Source organism: Mucilaginibacter sp. P1_A3 (assembly GCF_056406855.1).
Window position 1 is genome coordinate 831262 of sequence record NZ_JBFTZJ010000001.1, and the last position, 14726, is coordinate 845987.

The following is a 14726-nucleotide window of genomic DNA, read 5'->3' on the forward strand; positions in this document are numbered from 1 at the left end:
AACAATCAAGAATATAAAAACGGAAGAGTTATTGTTCAATCATTTAATCCTTGTCCCTCAAGAATTTGTTGCATACATTTTTCCACCCTCGCCTGGCGGGTTTTGGATTGTTTAGGTGCGGCAAAATGCAACAAGTATGCTTTCTGCCGTCCCGGCGTTAATGCATTAAAAGCAGTTTTCAGTGCAGGCATCTCGTCTAATTTATTTTGCAATTCTTCGGCAACGGTAAATTCTGCAGTCTTTTTAAAATCCACTTTTAATCCGGCCCTCTCTACCTCAACGGCTTCATAGACATAAGCTTTCAAGGTGGGTAACGTCTCAACTATTTCCCCGACGTTGGTGAACCTGATTTGGCGCGCGGCTTGCACATTCTCTGTTTGTTGCACCAAAATACCATTGGCATCATTTAACAAGGCGCCTTTAAAAAACAAAATCGCGCAGTATTCTTTAAATGTGTGTATTAAAACGATGTTATCTCCTTGAAACGTATAACAGGGAACGCCCCACTTCAATTCTTCGGTGAGTCCACAATTGAGAATGATCATTCTCAATTGTTCCAGTTCCTGCTGCCATTTTTTGCCGTTATTGAAATAAAAATCAACCTTAGGATTCATGATGCGCCTGGTTATAGTTATTAAACTTTCTGTACAAAACTCAGACCCGTAGCGAGCCCCTCAATCCTCTGGCTGCGTAATACGATTCTGCTCCGTTGTGATAAAGAAAAACGGTGTCGTAGCGACGATCGCAAAAAACAGCCCCACCAAGTTTCCTGATATCGGCCGGGGTTTTTACCCAGCTGGATGTTTTCAAATCAAACTTACCAAGTTTTTGCAATTCCCGGTATTGTTCTTCTGTTAACAGCTCTATACCTATGGCAGCCGCTATATCAATAGCCGTATTTTCTGGCTTAAATTCTTTCCTTGCCTCATGCGCTTCACGGTCATAGCAAAGGCTTCTGCGACCCTTAGGGCTTTCGGCTGAACAGTCATAAAAAATATATTCGCCCGATTTTTTATCATGATCAACTACATCCGGCTCACCGCCAGTTTGTTCCATTTCATTAAGCGACCATAGTTTTTCAGAATTAGCTTCCAATTTAGCTTGTACGCTCGCCCATTCAAGCCCCTGGTGACGGCTCATATTTTTCTCAAAACGAGCTTTCAATACTTTGAGCAATTCTTCACTTTGTTCTGATGACAATTTAGGTTTCATACAGTTTATTTTATTAATTAACGGAAATGATCTTTCTATCTACTGGCCTGAAATACCATGACACCACTGTAAGGATCAGCAACAGCAGCGAGGGAAATATTTCTTTAACGTAATCACCCAAAGCGATATGCGAAAGTATCGCTCCAGACATGATAAAGAAAAAGCCTGCATAAGCCCATTCCTTTAACAAAGGCAATTTAGGAATAAGCACCGTTACAACGCCTAAAATTTTCCAAACACCTAAAATTGTTAAAAGATAAATAGGATAACCCAAATGTATAATGCTATTGGCCCCTCCTTGCCCCTCTTTCATTTTGAGCAATTGTACTGCAGCGGTGGATACCATTCCTAATGCAAGCCAGATGGTCGCAACCCAATAAATGATTTTATTTCGCTTTGTCATGGTATCTTATTTTAATTTGCTTACGATATCTTGCAGGCGGTTATGTGCCATATTGAGCCCCTGGGCAAATGGAAGCTGCAACATCTGGTCGCGGTGTGCCACGGATTTGTATACGATATGTATATTAATTTTGCTGGTATCCTCTGTAAGTTTTTCAAATTCTAAAAACTCCAGCTGAACGGGAAACGGCGTGTTCTCCATTTCAAATGTCCGTGTAATTTTCTGGTTCGGAACAAACTCGTGAATCACGCCGTTGGCCCTGAATACCACGTTTCCTTTTGCATCTGTTGTTTCAAATTGCCAGCCGCCGTGCTTTTTTCCTTCAAGTTTCAGCACTTTGGTTCCCATCCATTGTTCCACAATTTCGGGCTCTACATGAGCTTTAAAAAGTAATTCCAACGGCAAATCAAATTCCCTTGTAATTACCAGGTACTGTTTGCCATCTTCGGCGGCAATCTTCGTTTTTAATTCCATAATATGCTATTTTTTGGGTTGGTAGTTTTTCATTATGGTTTCCAGTTTGTTAAACCGGTCATCCCACATTTGGCGGAATGGCTCAATAAAGTCGGCTACATCTTTCATTTTTTTTGCATTGATGAGGTAGTAAATTTCTCTGCCGTTTTGTTTTTGTTCAAGTAACTCGCACTCGGTGAGTATTTGCAGGTGTTTGGAAACGGTTGGTCTGGCAGTGTCAAAGTTTGAGGCTATCGCTCCGGCAGTCATGGATTGTGCGGCAACCAACAGTAGTATAGCCCTTCTTGTTGGGTCGGCTATGGCTTGAAATACGTCTCGTCTTAAATTCATTGCGTAGCTATTTGACTACAAATATAAATGTAGCTATTTAACTACGCAATTTTTTTGCTTTTTTTTTGTTGGATATGTTGAATCAATTATTCCAAGGCTTAGATAGCAAGCATCGTCAAAGAGTATGTGTATTATCCCGTTTTTATTATCCACAAATAGTGATTTTGATATTATATTTCCATAAATTTATAGTAATCAACTATTTAGTTCGTCAATTTAAAAAAACAGAATACTGAATAGCGTTAGCTTTATAATGATTTTAACACTCTAAAATCTGAAGCATATGATAAAGATCTCTGATATCGAAAAATGCTACCATATCGATGAACAGGATATTGTTGCATTAAACAAACTGTCCATCGAGGTTGATGAAGGCGAATTTGTGGCGATCATGGGCCCATCTGGCTGCGGAAAATCAACCCTGCTGAATATCTTAGGGTTTCTTGACGATCCCGATAGCGGAAGCTATGTTTTCAACGGCGTTGAAGTAACTCATTTTAATGAGCGTAAACGCGCGGAACTGCGTAAGCAAAATGTCGGTTTTTTATTCCAGAATTTCAACTTGATCGATGATTTGACCATTTTTGAAAATGTAGAACTTCCGATGATCTACACCGGTTTACCAACTTCAGTGCGTGCAAAGCGGACCGAAGAAATATTGGATAAAATGCATATCGACCAGCGCCTCAAAACATATCCACGGCAACTATCTGGTGGGCAGCAGCAGCGCGTTGCTCTGGCAAGGGCGGTGGTGAACAGGCCTAAATTGATACTTGCAGACGAACCAACAGCAAATTTAGACCATGACAACGGCAAGGAAGTTATGGACTTACTGGACGAACTGAATAAAGACGGGGCAACTATCATAATGGTTACACATTCTGAAAACGATGCCAAATATAGTCACCGGGTTATCCGGTTGCCTGATATTCCTATATCGATAAAAAAACACAAAAAAGCGGACGATCAATGATTATCCGCTTCGTGCCCACACTTGGGCTCTCACCAGGGGCGAAAAAATTATCGCGCAAAAAATTGATTTTTCCCTGGGGATCCCCCCCCTTTAGCGCCTTACGAATGATACTTTCGTGATTTATTTTTTCTTGCGATTTTCGAGCATGGTGGCGATGCTGATAACGGAGCAATCAGCAATTAATGCAGTTAAGATTTTGGGCGGCAACGCCTCCTCATCCGTAAAATTGATACAACCTTTTTGCAATTTGGCGGCAGGTAACAAGGCGGCGTATTTGGCATGCAGGGACGGGTTCATATAAATCGGCAGACAATGCAACGACATATGGTTCTTAGTGCTGGCCAACCCATATTTCATATAAGAGCGCTCTTCATAAAGGATCATTTCCTTGCCCATCATTGGCTTTATAACCGGGACCACGGTCGGGTCATTCGCCAGTATTACTTCATGGAGCGTAGTTAAGATGGCCTGCCTCTCCGCAGGCGCACTGCTGATGTATTCGGTTACGGTCATGGATTTATTTTATCGGTTATTATTCATTGTTTTTTGTGGTGACTGGTTTTTTATAACAGCCGGTAGGATTCCCGAAGATAATTAAATAAAGCCGGCCGCAGATCATCCAGCATCGCGATCCGGATATGATTTTCAAATTTATTGCCCGAGGCTATACTTTTAAGAACGGGTTTTTCCGGGTGTGCCACGCTGGAATAAAACTTCAGGTCCAGCTCCTTTTTTAACGGCCGGATCACCAGGAAGGTTAACCGCCGGGTAAAGACGATGCAGTTCGGCGTGGTGCCGACGAGCACGCCGTCCCAATCCGCGACTTCTGCAAGCAGCCTATCAAACACCAACACCAGTTCCGGCGGCCGGCCCAGGAACAAACTATCCAGGCTGACCCGCGCGCAATAATGCCTTTGCTCCGGTTTGGGGAATTCCCGCTCACATTTAGGACAGATCCAACTCATAAGCTATGAAGTTAGGATTTAGATCCTCAAAAATAAAATCGCAATCACATATTACTTATCTTTAAAGCATAAACCAGATGTCATGAAAAAGTTTACACTTCTCGGCTTGCTTTGCTTTGCCTTTTTGCTGGGCTATGGGTTCAGCCGTTTTACCAATCCTGTCAATAAAGGCCCGCGGGTAACGGGTATAGGCGGTATCTTCTTTAAGGCTAAGGATCCTAAGGCGCTGAAGGCATGGTATGAAAAAAACCTGGGTATGCGCATGGTGCAAAGCGGCACAAACTTTGAATGGCACCAGGGCGTAGACAGCACGAAAAAAGGCTTCACCTTATGGGCCCCCTTTAAGGAGACGACCAAATATTTCCAGCCTTCTGAAAAGCAATTTATGATCAATTATCGCGTAGAGGGCTTAGCTCAGCTTTTAGTGAATCTGAAAGCAGCAGGCGTTTTACCGACAGATTCGGTTGAAAAAGCCAGCTACGGCAGCTTTGTCCACCTGATGGACCCAGAGGGCAATAAGATCGAGCTATGGGAACCCAATGATGTGGAATATGCAAAGCTGGGCACCATAACCACCAAATAAACCTCGCATTACAACAAGGCCAAGCCATCACCGGGGCTTTTTCATTTGTTCAATAGCCGCCCAGCCTTCCTGCGTGATCCATTCTTCATGGTGGTGATGCTCCATAGATTGGAGTATTGAGTTTAGAAACAAAAAGCCGCTTTCTGTATCAGAAAGCGGCTTTTTTACTTAGTGCGCCCACCTGGGCTATATACCTAACTCTATTATCAATTGATTTTCAGCGCCTTACGAGGTCAACAAAAGGCTTGGTAGCCGCTTTGGGTGTTCACCTCTCTGACTTCTACAAAAATACGGTTTTTAAGCTTATTTCGCAACTTTTGAAAACTTGGTCCCTGGTTCGAGCCCAACTACGGCTATGCCCAATTTATTTTGCTCTTAACGCGCGTGCTGCTTTAGCAACCTCATGTTCTCCGCATACTTCAATGCCTGAATGATCCGCTTTGCCAATGATAGTTTGAAAGAAGCAGTTTTCGTCGCATTTTGTGTTAACTACTGACATATTGCCTAACACAAAATGGTACATCTGATGCCCTACATCCGCTATCTCGCCGGGAGCCAATATCAAACTCAGCATCTGTAATACTTCCATTGAAGCAAGGTGACTGCCAAATACAAAAACATTTTCGTGGGCATTCAGCTGTGCGGCTCCCGGCATATCTTTCATATAGGAAGGATCATCAAGATAACCCTGTTTCTCTAACATGGCATTTTCTGATTTATACTGGCCAATACATTCCAGGCAAGTACGAAGGTTACCAACGGTGTGCGAACGCCAATCCGCACCAACCAACCGTGTGTTGGTCTTGTTGGACCTAACCAAAATCCCACCATCAATTACGGGTATTAAATACGCGTACGCTATAAAGTTAAGTACTTGCCTTGGCCATGGGCGATCAACACAACTAAACAACAGGTCGCAATTCAAAGCTTCTAAAAACCCTTCTTTTTCACAAACGCTGTATTCGCTGTTAATCACTTTGATAGATGGTGATGTCCCACTCTTTAGGATCGCCTTTTTTAATACATCAACTTTTGCTTCACCAATATCTGTGCTGAAAACGTTCGCGAGCCTGTCAAGGTTTTTTTCCTCTACAGCATCAAAATCAATAAGGGTGAAATTTGATACACCGGTGCGCGCTAATATTTCCGCTACAATGCTGCCAACGCTTCCTAAGCCCACTATACCTACCCGCAGGCGCGAAATATCCTCCTGCGCTTTTTCCCCCCAGGCGGATATCGTTCGCAATTGCTTATTTCTGTCAAAATTAGGCGGAAGCAGATTATCATTAAATGTGATCGTCAATTTTTGAGAAACTACGCGAACATTTTCGCACCACTGCCTATTAAAACTTCGTTTGATGAGGGGATCTTTTTCCCAAAATCGGGCGCTCCAGGCACCGTCAGTACCCGCCGTTAACCCTAATAGTGGTAAACCTGTCATACCCATCACAGCCGGAGCCATCCGTGTCTCAGCAACCACATCATCTTTGCTCATACCTTGCCAGCCGGGAACGGGGTGAGAATGTAGAAACGCAATTCCTTCCTTTCGTTCGGCTGCTATCTTTAAAACCCTTTCAAAATAGGCCGGCATAAAACCAACGTTTCCGTGAACCTCGCGCTCACCCTCTACCGGCAATATCACATAGGCCAGGACACCTGTGAAACGCCTGCTTCCTTTCGCTGGTATATAGGTTGCGAAACATAGGTCTTCATCGCCATCCTCCCGTAAGAGGTGCTCTATTAACTGATCGTGGGTTTCGCCCTTCATCACTACACTATAATTTTTCATCATACTTTTGCTAAAATGTTTTTGATATGAGCCAAATAGGTTTTTGCTTTTTTATCGGATCTGTTCCAATCAGGAAATGGCCTGCTCCAGTAACGCCATTCAGCGCCAAAACCGCTTGCATGGATATTAGTAGCTGGCTCTAACCATCCGCTTATTCCAGACGACCGAAAATTCGGTCCGGTCGGACAGTTCATGGGGTAGTCGCTTGGCACATCAAAACCCAACTGTATTTTTTTACCAATATTTCTTCCAACGGGTATCTCATACTCAAATTGGATCTTAACGGTATCGGGCTCCTGGATAGTAAATCCAAGAGCCGTCAACTCGTTAATAAAGTCTATCCTTGCCATACCTTATGATACCGGGGTTTCACCGTTAAAAGCGGAAATAAACTTTAAGCCTGGGCATTTCATCTTAATAGGCTCGTCGCCTTTACCCTTATAAGATTTTTGTTCTCCGTTCGGCATCAGCTCCACCAGATAATAATCCTTAACAGGTTTGATGTCGGCCAACTCAAGGATCTGATTAGGCGTAAGTTCTTTTTCCTCGGTGGTTTCGGGATCGGTATCGACAGTGTAATGAAACACCTCCGGAGGTTTAACGACGAAGTGTTCAACGCCATGCTCAGCCAGGTCAACCTTATCGTTTAAGCCAATACGCCTGAAATCACCGTTACGAAAGTGTTGGTACAGGGCGTGGCATTCCGGCGGTAACTCACCGGCTTTCTCCAACAATTGCAAACCAGTGACCAGATGGTGATCAAACACATAATAGTGTTCACCGATCTTTACCCTGTAACGTTTGCCAACAGGAGGTTTACGATTTTCACGTGCAAATACCTCAATGTCGATGATGATAATCTCGATTTCGGCACCTTGTGTGGAGATTATGATGAATGAGACCACACCATTTCGGCGCAAGCTGACCCACTGTTTCGGGGCAAACTGACCAGGGCATTTCGGGGCAAACTGACCCACCAAAACGCGTAGCAAATGCTGTAGAAGTAACCATCTTTTGAGGGCAAAAGACCTGTCTAAGATGGCCAATTTGACAATCAGCATGAGTAAGATTAGAAAGATTTTAAGGATGAACAGCCAGGGTCGCAGCACGCGATTTATAGCTGCCCAGATTGATTCATCCCGGAATACCGTAAGAAAGTACCTGGCCGTCCTTAAGAAGAGCGGCTTTACCTTTGAAGAAGTTAATAGCCTGAATGATAAGGAACTGGAAGACATTTTCGGCAAGACCAGGGAAAACAACCAGCCAAGCAGCCGCATGCAATCCATGCTACGCTGCTTTCCCCACGTCGATAAAGAGCTCAAAAAGACAGGGATGAACCGGCAGCTCCTGTGGGAAGCCTATATCAAAGAGTTCCCTGACGGCTACAAGTACACCCAGTTTTGCACGTATTACAACCAATGGAAGACCAGGGTCAACCCGACCATGCACATGGATCACAAGGCCGGGGACAAGCTATACGTCGATTTTGCGGGTGAAAAGATGAGCTATACGGACAAGGAAACCGGTGAAGTTATTGAAGTAGAAGTCTTTGTAGCAATCCTTGGGGCCAGCCAGCTCACCTATGTAGAGGCTGTTATGAGCCAGCAAAAGGAAGACTTTATTGCAGCCTGCGAGAATACCCTGCACTTCATCGGCGGCGTTCCTGCCGCCATTGTGCCGGATAACCTGAAGGCTGCCGTAACCAAAAGCAGTCGCTATGAACCTACCCTCAACGAAACATTTGAAGACTTTGCCGATCATTATGGCACTACCATACTACCAGCTCGGGCGTACCGCCCGCGCGACAAGGCATTGGTAGAAGGTGCCGTTAAGATCATTTATACCAAGGTATACGCCCCTTTAAACAAGCAGGTCTACCATTCTTTAACCGAACTCAATACGGCGATCTGGCAAGCCCTGGAAGTCCATAACAGCCAATTACTCAAAGGTCGCAATTACAGCAGGAAGTTACAGTTTGAAGAGATAGAACGTGGGACCCTGGCACCGCTGCCTGTATTGCGTTACCAGTTCAAAAAGCACTTCTATGCCAGGGTGATCAAGAACGGCCATGTCAATCTCGGCCCTGATAAACACTATTACAGTGTGCCTTACCGCTTCATCGGCAAGCGGGTTAAGCTATTATACTCCCGCACTATTGTAGAGATTTACTCCAATTATGAGCGTATCGCTTTGCACCCGCGCGAAAAGAACCCCTACGGGTATACGACCGACAAAGAACATATGGCCAGCGCTCACCGCTTTAAAAGTGACTGGACACCAGATATGTTCCTGAATTGGGCGGCCTCCATCCATGAAGATGTCAGGCTATATATTCATCAGATACTGGAGCGTAAACAACACCCCGAACAGGCTTACAAATCCTGCCTGGGGGTACTTGGCTTTGCAAAAAAGGCAGGGAACGACCGGTTAATAATGGCCTGTCAGCGAGGGCTCAGTTATGGCCTTTATAGCTATAAAACGATACAAACCATATTGGAAAACAAGATGGACAACTATGAGGAAAGCATATTTGCCGATGAGCTACCCATGCCTAACCATGATAATATCAGGGGAAAAGACTATTACAAATAACCATTTAAAACAACAATAACATGAACACAAGCACCTTAGACAAACTGCGGAAGATGAAGTTCTTCGGCATGTTCCATGCCTTTAAAAGCAGTATGGAAACCGGTAAAACAAACGATTACACGGCAGATGAACTGCTGGCCCACCTGGTAGATGCAGAATGGGACGACCGGCAGAACAGGCGTATCGAACGCACGATCCTATATGCCCGGTTCCGCTATAAAGCTTCAATTGAAGATGTTCACTATCATGCTGATCGAAGTATTGACCGCAACCAGATCATGCGCCTGGCGGATTGTACGTTTGTTGACCGCTTCGAGAACCTGCTGATCACCGGGAGTACCGGCATCGGTAAAAGCTATATTGCTTCTGCTGTGGGCTACCAGGCCTGTGTATTGGGCTACAGGGTATTGTACACCAGTACGCCCAAACTATTTGCCAAGCTCAAGATGGCCAAGGCGGACGGCTCCTATATGAAAGAGCTGGCTAAGATCGAACGACAACAACTGCTCATACTCGACGACTTTGGTATCCAGCCTTTTGATGCACAAAGCAGGGCGGCACTAATGGAGATCATTGAAGACAGGCACGGTAAGACCTCACTGATCATCACTTCGCAATTGCCGGTCAGTAAATGGTTTGAAGTGATCGGTGAAAAAACGGTTGCTGATGCGATCCTTGACCGGATCGTTCATGATGCACACCGCATCGAGCTAAAGGGAGAATCTATGAGAAGAAAACGTAGTGTTGAACCGGAAAACAGCCACTAATGAAATTACCTTTTAAATAACTATTTTTGTACGTGCTTTTATAGCATTTGCTGCAACCCAAAAGTCAGCTAACCCCTGGGTCAATTTGGCCCGAAATAGGGTGGTCAACATCTCCATAATATACATACAGAAGGGCAAAAAATACATACTTCACGCATATCTCGAACTTTATTAAATATTCTTCTTAGAGTAATTTCAAAGGTTTAGCAATGCCTTGAGTAAAAGTAAATATAAGGATTTTCTTTTGAGAGACTTTAATCATACCATAATGTCCAGGGCATTAACATATACAATTGAAATGCTCCTTGGTATTAAAAAATTCAAGGGACTGCATTGACATTGATGGCGGTGAAAAAAGCCGCAGTTAAAACATTGAATTTTTAAGGCAATTATTTTTTAGTTTGGACAAAATTAGAATCACTTTAAGTGCCTTAAATCTTCTTACTACATTTGCAGTAGTCAAAGTAAAAGACTTTGGTCGGACATGCAGAAATATATTAGTTAGAGAGAAAGTCGAATATTTCTCACAGCCCCTCTAACTAATTGAAAATTATATTTAGGAATTATGATTTTTTCAAGCTACGACTAAGCGCATTCCACTCCTATATTTTTCGTGGTCAACGTTAGTAACGTTTTCAGGTATTGTTGGACCTTGTTTTACTAAGGCAATTACCTGGCATTGCACATCATCGACAATACCCCAATCTTTAGCAAGATAGATATCAGTTGTGAAATGACCATTATCGACATGATTCAATGCTTCAGCAATATCGTCAACACTCATACGGCATTCATTTCTTGCTAATGTTCCAAATGTATGACGAGCCCAATACAAGGTAAGCTCATTGATGCCGGTAATTTCTCTCAGGCCTTTCATGCCTTTATACAGGGCATAATCTAAATAATCATACGCGCCATATCTTGAATTAAGTTTTCCCAGGTATTTCTCCAGCAAAACTTTTGCTTCATCTACAATTTTGATACTAATAAAGGCTTCATCTTGCCTTCTGCCTTGGGTTTTCGACCTATTGTACTCAAATCTCCCGTTTACGACGTTTAAATCTGAGGAATGATAAAAATCTACTGCATTTGTTCCGCATAGGTAGAACGATAGCATAAACATATCTCTTGCCAATTCTATGCGGCTGCCTTCGGGTACCTTGCAATCACGAATCGCAATGAACTGCTGAACATCAAAATTCCGCTTCTTAGTTGCAGGCGGACTGCCAACCTTGTACTTGGTAAATGGATAGTGTTTTATCCTGATAATCCCCAACTCATCATTATTGAATTTCCTTTTAGCTTCATTGAATAAAGTGCGCAGGTCACGCATATGAGCATGCAATCCGCCCTTTGAAAGGCCTTTTTCTGAAGTGGCGACCATTTTCCCCAATTGATTAATTCGGGTTAATTTACGGGGTGTTTTAAGAAATCGCTCATATTGAAATAGCATGTTGGAATGTATTTCATTGATGGAGATCTGTGGTCTGCCAAAATAATCGGTCAGGCTGTTTCTTACTTTCCGGAAAGTCCGTGAGTATGGTTCCCGATTATGTTCTTTGAGGAATTCGATATGAGAGTTCGCAAACTCGATGAGATCAATATCCTTATTACTATCTCTTAAATAGTCGCGCAACTCCTCACAGGTAAAAAAATCGAGTCTTGAATTGATCGCACTGATTAGGATGCGATAATCGTCCATGGCTTCATCCAGCCATCTGAGGACAATTTTGTCTTTGATATCAAAATCTTTGGTGATTTGTCTTTTAGAGACAAAATGCGGGGAATCGATAAATTTTCTTTCCCCTTTGTGATAGACAACGTACTTCACATTGAAAGTACCGTCGGCTTTTTCATGGTGCGAATAAATCTTTGCACTTACGGTGGTAGCCATAATTTACATAAATAATGACGTAAATCCCGTTACATATTTGTTACATGGGTACGTCAAGTTCAACAAAAAACTATGTAAATCCCGTAACAAATATGTAACAGCCACGGTGCCGCAGGTGATCCTAACCCGCATGTGTAAGACGAAAAAACCCGCTCTACGTATGTAAAAAGCGGGTTTTGTACTCTGTGCGCCCACCTGGGCTCGAACCAGGGACCAAAAGATTATGAGTCTATAGAAATGATAAATTTCGCAAATAATTGAAAATTAGAAACTTATGATAAAGATATAAATCAATAATCACTTTGACTATTAAGGCATTTGTAAAGCATATGTGGTATTTCGGCCATCTCCAGGCTCTTTTTTTAAAATGCCTTTTTCAATAAGATCTTGTATATCTCTTAGTGCAGTATCCTGAGATCTCTTTGTCATCTTAGCCCATTTCGTACTGGCTAGCTTTCCGTAAAATTCATCGAGCAACACATCGACCATACATTGCCGATGGCTATTTACTTCATTTTTGGCCGTTTTTAATGTGCATTTAATGCTGGGAATGGGCTATTTTGGTTCGAGCCCACTAAGCAACAGAGGCTAATGTATCGAATCAATATGCTCCTTTAAGTCCATTTTTTTCTTAAGACTTACTTATTCCGAAGTTTATAGATTTGAAGGGATCTGCTTTTTGCGTGTTGAACCATTTCAGCGTGGTTGGTTACAGGAAAAGCGTTTGATCGATGTCATGATAATAAATTGAAGATCTTTATACCAGACTAAACTGATCACCAAACATTGGATTGCCGCTAACTGATTCTGCTTTAGTTACTTCATTTTGAATAACGTCCCAATGTTCGACTAGCAAGCCGTTTTCAATTCTTAAAATATCTACAATTATCCATGGTTTAAGCTGCCCCACATTAGTATAACGGCCATGGATCATCACGTAATCCGCGTTAGCAACTACTAATCCGGGTTCGTACCTCATGTCAGCAGGCGCCGAAGCTATCAGATTTTTCAGGCCATTTCTTCCGGGAGGAATGTGAGCACTATGCTGAATATAATCCGGGGACCAATAACGTTCAAAGGCATTTGGATCACGTTTGTTAAAAGCGGCATCAAAAGCTTCAAGAGCTAACGATTTGTTTAATTCTTCAATTGTCTTTTCCATGGCATAAGGTGGGCAATCAAGATGCCAATATCATAGTCTATTGAATTTCAAATATATAGACATACAAGCCAAGAGAAAATGCTTTGATATATCGTTTTTTTACCAAAAGGTTCCTGACACAGATAAAAGTCGAACAACGCAAGTTACGCCCTGTTTTTGTCATCGCGTTATTTTATGCCGTTGCCAAATGCTATTTGAAGGAAGGTTTTGACAAATAACGCTGTTAATCAGCGATATATCACTGAGAAAAAATTAGATGTATTTATTATACACTGATTATCAATCCGTTGCGAAAAGGAATAAGTTTTGGAACAGCCAGCCAAATCACTAATTCAATTCATCATGGAAACTTTTATCTTTTTGATTACCAGGGCTATTTCAATTTGCTGCATTGTCACGTTGTTTTATAATGTAAGGCCTCAGCATCTCAGATCAAGCGAGGACAGCGATGGTTTGTTCTAATATTGTTCACCCGCTTCACCTTTTATACAGCATTTAATTTCCCAATATGATCACCTAAAAAATAGAGTAATGACAAACGCTTTTTTAACCAAAAAAATCATTGCCCTGCATGAACTGGGGTATGTGCAGGACTTTCAGTTTGCAGGAGATGATCTCCTTGTATGTATTCAAACTGATAAATACTATGACCTGGCCTCGGTGACACTCCGCTTGGAAGATCAGCAATATGATCACCTCAGTTATTCCTTCAAATACCTGCATATCATTGAAACTAGTAGCGGTGAAAAAGGGATCCTGTTAACCGACGGTATATTGACATTGAATAATCATAAAGAGTATGGCGACTGCCGGGAGACAAATCGCCATATCCGATATGCAATGGGCTGATCTGCAATTATGCTAAACTTGCAGCCGCTTCTAAAATAAAGGCAGCTACCTCGGTACCGTGTGAGGCCAAGGAGGCATGTCCGGCAGCAAGCGTTATTGTTTTACGCGCTTTCATCCTTTCGGCAAACATCGCTTCTGTTTCAGGGGGTATCATCTGGTCATTGGCCGATACCTGGTACCAGCTCGGCTTATGTTTCCAAGCCGGCGTGCCTGAAGGCCCTCCGAAAGCTGCCCCGTTGATCGGTTTCTGCGAAAGGGCCATTATAAGCGCATCCTCATCAGATACACCCGGGCAAAATACCTCATGGTAATGTTCCGGATCTACATAAAGAAACCCCTGGGCATCAGGTTTTACAAAAGCAATGCCCGCAGGCGCTTCACGCAGACCCAAAAGTCCGCCGGCAGATTCGCCCGCGTCAGGCGCGAAAGCCGCGATATAAACCAGGCCAACCACGCTTTCCTGGTTACCTGCACCGGTGATAACCGCACCGCCATAAGAATGTCCAACCAATAAGACCGGCCCATCCATAGCAGCTACCATATCGCCGGCCCGTTTCACATCATCTTCCAGTGTAGTTAGCGGCAATTGCACCGCTCTCACATTGTAGCCTTCGGCTACCAATAACGGAATAACCTTTTTCCAGTGGGAACCATCACCAAAGGCACCGTGTACCAGCACCACATTCAATTTTTTTTTCATAATGAAATCATTTAAGCTTTGCCGGACCGTCGC

Annotated in this window: 18 protein-coding genes; 5 read left to right on the top strand and 13 right to left on the bottom strand. The window is 43.1% G+C overall.

The window, feature by feature from the left end:
* Positions 1–35 precede the first annotated feature (35 nt).
* Genes AC1D0K_RS03290 through AC1D0K_RS03310 form a run of 5 tightly spaced genes read right to left on the bottom strand, consistent with a single transcriptional unit; the run spans position 36 to position 2419 of the window.
* Entirely contained in the window at positions 36–614 is a 579-nt protein-coding gene (locus tag AC1D0K_RS03290; protein ID WP_477395133.1) for a YdeI/OmpD-associated family protein, read from the bottom strand.
* 40 nt (positions 615–654) lie between these two features.
* Entirely contained in the window at positions 655–1212 is a 558-nt protein-coding gene (locus tag AC1D0K_RS03295; RefSeq protein WP_477395135.1) for a DUF4256 domain-containing protein, read from the bottom strand.
* 13 nt (positions 1213–1225) lie between these two features.
* The gene (locus tag AC1D0K_RS03300) at positions 1226–1615 is read right to left on the bottom strand and encodes a DoxX family protein (protein ID WP_477395137.1); all 390 of its coding nucleotides are present in this window, start codon (positions 1613–1615) and stop codon (positions 1226–1228) included.
* Between the two features lie 6 nt (positions 1616–1621).
* Positions 1622–2089, bottom strand: a complete 468-nt coding sequence (locus AC1D0K_RS03305; RefSeq protein ID WP_477395139.1) for an SRPBCC domain-containing protein — start codon at positions 2087–2089, stop codon at positions 1622–1624.
* 6 nt (positions 2090–2095) lie between these two features.
* Complete coding sequence (locus tag AC1D0K_RS03310) at positions 2096–2419, bottom strand: ArsR/SmtB family transcription factor (RefSeq protein WP_477441787.1); 324 nt, start codon at positions 2417–2419, stop codon at positions 2096–2098.
* A 283-nt stretch (positions 2420–2702) separates the two neighbouring features.
* Here AC1D0K_RS03310 and AC1D0K_RS03315 point away from each other — a divergent pair, with 283 nt between their 5' ends.
* Entirely contained in the window at positions 2703–3392 is a 690-nt protein-coding gene (locus tag AC1D0K_RS03315) for an ABC transporter ATP-binding protein (protein ID WP_477441789.1), read from the top strand.
* 120 nt (positions 3393–3512) lie between these two features.
* On the opposite strand, the gene AC1D0K_RS03320 is transcribed toward AC1D0K_RS03315, so the two are convergent.
* Entirely contained in the window at positions 3513–3905 is a 393-nt protein-coding gene (locus AC1D0K_RS03320) for a DUF1801 domain-containing protein (protein ID WP_477395326.1), read from the bottom strand.
* A gap of 50 nt (positions 3906–3955) precedes the next feature.
* A complete protein-coding gene (locus tag AC1D0K_RS03325; protein WP_477395328.1) occupies positions 3956–4357 on the bottom strand; it encodes a DUF5655 domain-containing protein in 402 nt (133 codons plus the stop codon).
* A gap of 82 nt (positions 4358–4439) precedes the next feature.
* Here AC1D0K_RS03325 and AC1D0K_RS03330 point away from each other — a divergent pair, with 82 nt between their 5' ends.
* The gene (locus AC1D0K_RS03330; RefSeq protein WP_477395330.1) at positions 4440–4940 is read left to right on the top strand and encodes a VOC family protein; all 501 of its coding nucleotides are present in this window, start codon (positions 4440–4442) and stop codon (positions 4938–4940) included.
* A gap of 364 nt (positions 4941–5304) precedes the next feature.
* Here the strand turns inward: AC1D0K_RS03330 and AC1D0K_RS03335 are convergent, their stop codons facing one another.
* Genes AC1D0K_RS03335 through AC1D0K_RS03345 form a run of 3 tightly spaced genes read right to left on the bottom strand, consistent with a single transcriptional unit; the run spans position 5305 to position 7634 of the window.
* Complete coding sequence (locus tag AC1D0K_RS03335) at positions 5305–6732, bottom strand: HesA/MoeB/ThiF family protein (protein WP_477395332.1); 1428 nt, start codon at positions 6730–6732, stop codon at positions 5305–5307.
* Positions 6729–7079, bottom strand: coding sequence for a hypothetical protein (locus tag AC1D0K_RS03340; RefSeq protein WP_477395334.1), 351 nt, complete (start codon positions 7077–7079; stop codon positions 6729–6731). The genes AC1D0K_RS03335 and AC1D0K_RS03340 overlap by 4 nt, the downstream gene beginning before the upstream one ends.
* A 3-nt stretch (positions 7080–7082) precedes the next feature.
* Positions 7083–7634, bottom strand: a complete 552-nt coding sequence (locus tag AC1D0K_RS03345) for a multiubiquitin domain-containing protein (RefSeq protein ID WP_477395336.1) — start codon at positions 7632–7634, stop codon at positions 7083–7085.
* Positions 7635–7788: 154 nt separating this feature from the next.
* On the opposite strand from AC1D0K_RS03345, the gene istA reads away from it, so the two are divergent.
* Both istA and istB read left to right on the top strand, forming a co-directional pair.
* Positions 7789–9321, top strand: coding sequence for an IS21 family transposase (gene istA / locus AC1D0K_RS03350; protein WP_477395338.1), 1533 nt, complete (start codon positions 7789–7791; stop codon positions 9319–9321).
* A gap of 20 nt (positions 9322–9341) precedes the next feature.
* Positions 9342–10088 (top strand): IS21-like element helper ATPase IstB, encoded by a 747-nt coding sequence (istB, locus tag AC1D0K_RS03355; RefSeq protein WP_008507945.1) that lies wholly within the window; start codon positions 9342–9344, stop codon positions 10086–10088.
* 574 nt (positions 10089–10662) lie between these two features.
* Here istB and AC1D0K_RS03360 read toward each other — a convergent pair.
* Positions 10663–11982, bottom strand: coding sequence for a site-specific integrase (locus AC1D0K_RS03360; protein WP_477395340.1), 1320 nt, complete (start codon positions 11980–11982; stop codon positions 10663–10665).
* A gap of 757 nt (positions 11983–12739) precedes the next feature.
* A complete protein-coding gene (locus AC1D0K_RS03365; RefSeq protein ID WP_477395342.1) occupies positions 12740–13144 on the bottom strand; it encodes a nuclear transport factor 2 family protein in 405 nt (134 codons plus the stop codon).
* A 531-nt stretch (positions 13145–13675) separates the two neighbouring features.
* Here AC1D0K_RS03365 and AC1D0K_RS03370 point away from each other — a divergent pair.
* Positions 13676–13993 carry a hypothetical protein gene (locus AC1D0K_RS03370; protein WP_477395344.1) on the top strand — a complete coding sequence of 106 codons (318 nt, stop codon included), beginning with the start codon at positions 13676–13678 and terminating at the stop codon, positions 13991–13993.
* 7 nt (positions 13994–14000) lie between these two features.
* Here the strand turns inward: AC1D0K_RS03370 and AC1D0K_RS03375 are convergent, their stop codons facing one another.
* On the bottom strand, positions 14001–14693 hold the full coding sequence (locus tag AC1D0K_RS03375) for an alpha/beta fold hydrolase (protein ID WP_477395346.1): 693 nt from the start codon (positions 14691–14693) through the stop codon (positions 14001–14003).
* Positions 14694–14726 lie beyond the last annotated feature (33 nt).

Coding starts and splice junctions, on each gene's coding strand:
- AC1D0K_RS03305 (WP_477395139.1), bottom strand. CDS start 2,089: ATGGAATTAAAAACGAAGATTGCCGCCGAAGATGGCAAACAGTACCTG.
- AC1D0K_RS03365 (WP_477395342.1), bottom strand. CDS start 13,144: ATGGAAAAGACAATTGAAGAATTAAACAAATCGTTAGCTCTTGAAGCT.
- istA (WP_477395338.1), top strand. CDS start 7,789: ATGAGTAAGATTAGAAAGATTTTAAGGATGAACAGCCAGGGTCGCAGC.
- AC1D0K_RS03330 (WP_477395330.1), top strand. CDS start 4,440: ATGAAAAAGTTTACACTTCTCGGCTTGCTTTGCTTTGCCTTTTTGCTG.
- AC1D0K_RS03295 (WP_477395135.1), bottom strand. CDS start 1,212: ATGAAACCTAAATTGTCATCAGAACAAAGTGAAGAATTGCTCAAAGTA.
- AC1D0K_RS03325 (WP_477395328.1), bottom strand. CDS start 4,357: ATGAGTTGGATCTGTCCTAAATGTGAGCGGGAATTCCCCAAACCGGAG.
- AC1D0K_RS03375 (WP_477395346.1), bottom strand. CDS start 14,693: ATGAAAAAAAAATTGAATGTGGTGCTGGTACACGGTGCCTTTGGTGAT.
- AC1D0K_RS03360 (WP_477395340.1), bottom strand. CDS start 11,982: ATGGCTACCACCGTAAGTGCAAAGATTTATTCGCACCATGAAAAAGCC.
- istB (WP_008507945.1), top strand. CDS start 9,342: ATGAACACAAGCACCTTAGACAAACTGCGGAAGATGAAGTTCTTCGGC.
- AC1D0K_RS03370 (WP_477395344.1), top strand. CDS start 13,676: ATGACAAACGCTTTTTTAACCAAAAAAATCATTGCCCTGCATGAACTG.
- AC1D0K_RS03290 (WP_477395133.1), bottom strand. CDS start 614: ATGAATCCTAAGGTTGATTTTTATTTCAATAACGGCAAAAAATGGCAG.
- AC1D0K_RS03310 (WP_477441787.1), bottom strand. CDS start 2,419: ATGAATTTAAGACGAGACGTATTTCAAGCCATAGCCGACCCAACAAGA.
- AC1D0K_RS03315 (WP_477441789.1), top strand. CDS start 2,703: ATGATAAAGATCTCTGATATCGAAAAATGCTACCATATCGATGAACAG.
- AC1D0K_RS03340 (WP_477395334.1), bottom strand. CDS start 7,079: ATGGCAAGGATAGACTTTATTAACGAGTTGACGGCTCTTGGATTTACT.
- AC1D0K_RS03300 (WP_477395137.1), bottom strand. CDS start 1,615: ATGACAAAGCGAAATAAAATCATTTATTGGGTTGCGACCATCTGGCTT.
- AC1D0K_RS03335 (WP_477395332.1), bottom strand. CDS start 6,732: ATGATGAAAAATTATAGTGTAGTGATGAAGGGCGAAACCCACGATCAG.
- AC1D0K_RS03320 (WP_477395326.1), bottom strand. CDS start 3,905: ATGACCGTAACCGAATACATCAGCAGTGCGCCTGCGGAGAGGCAGGCC.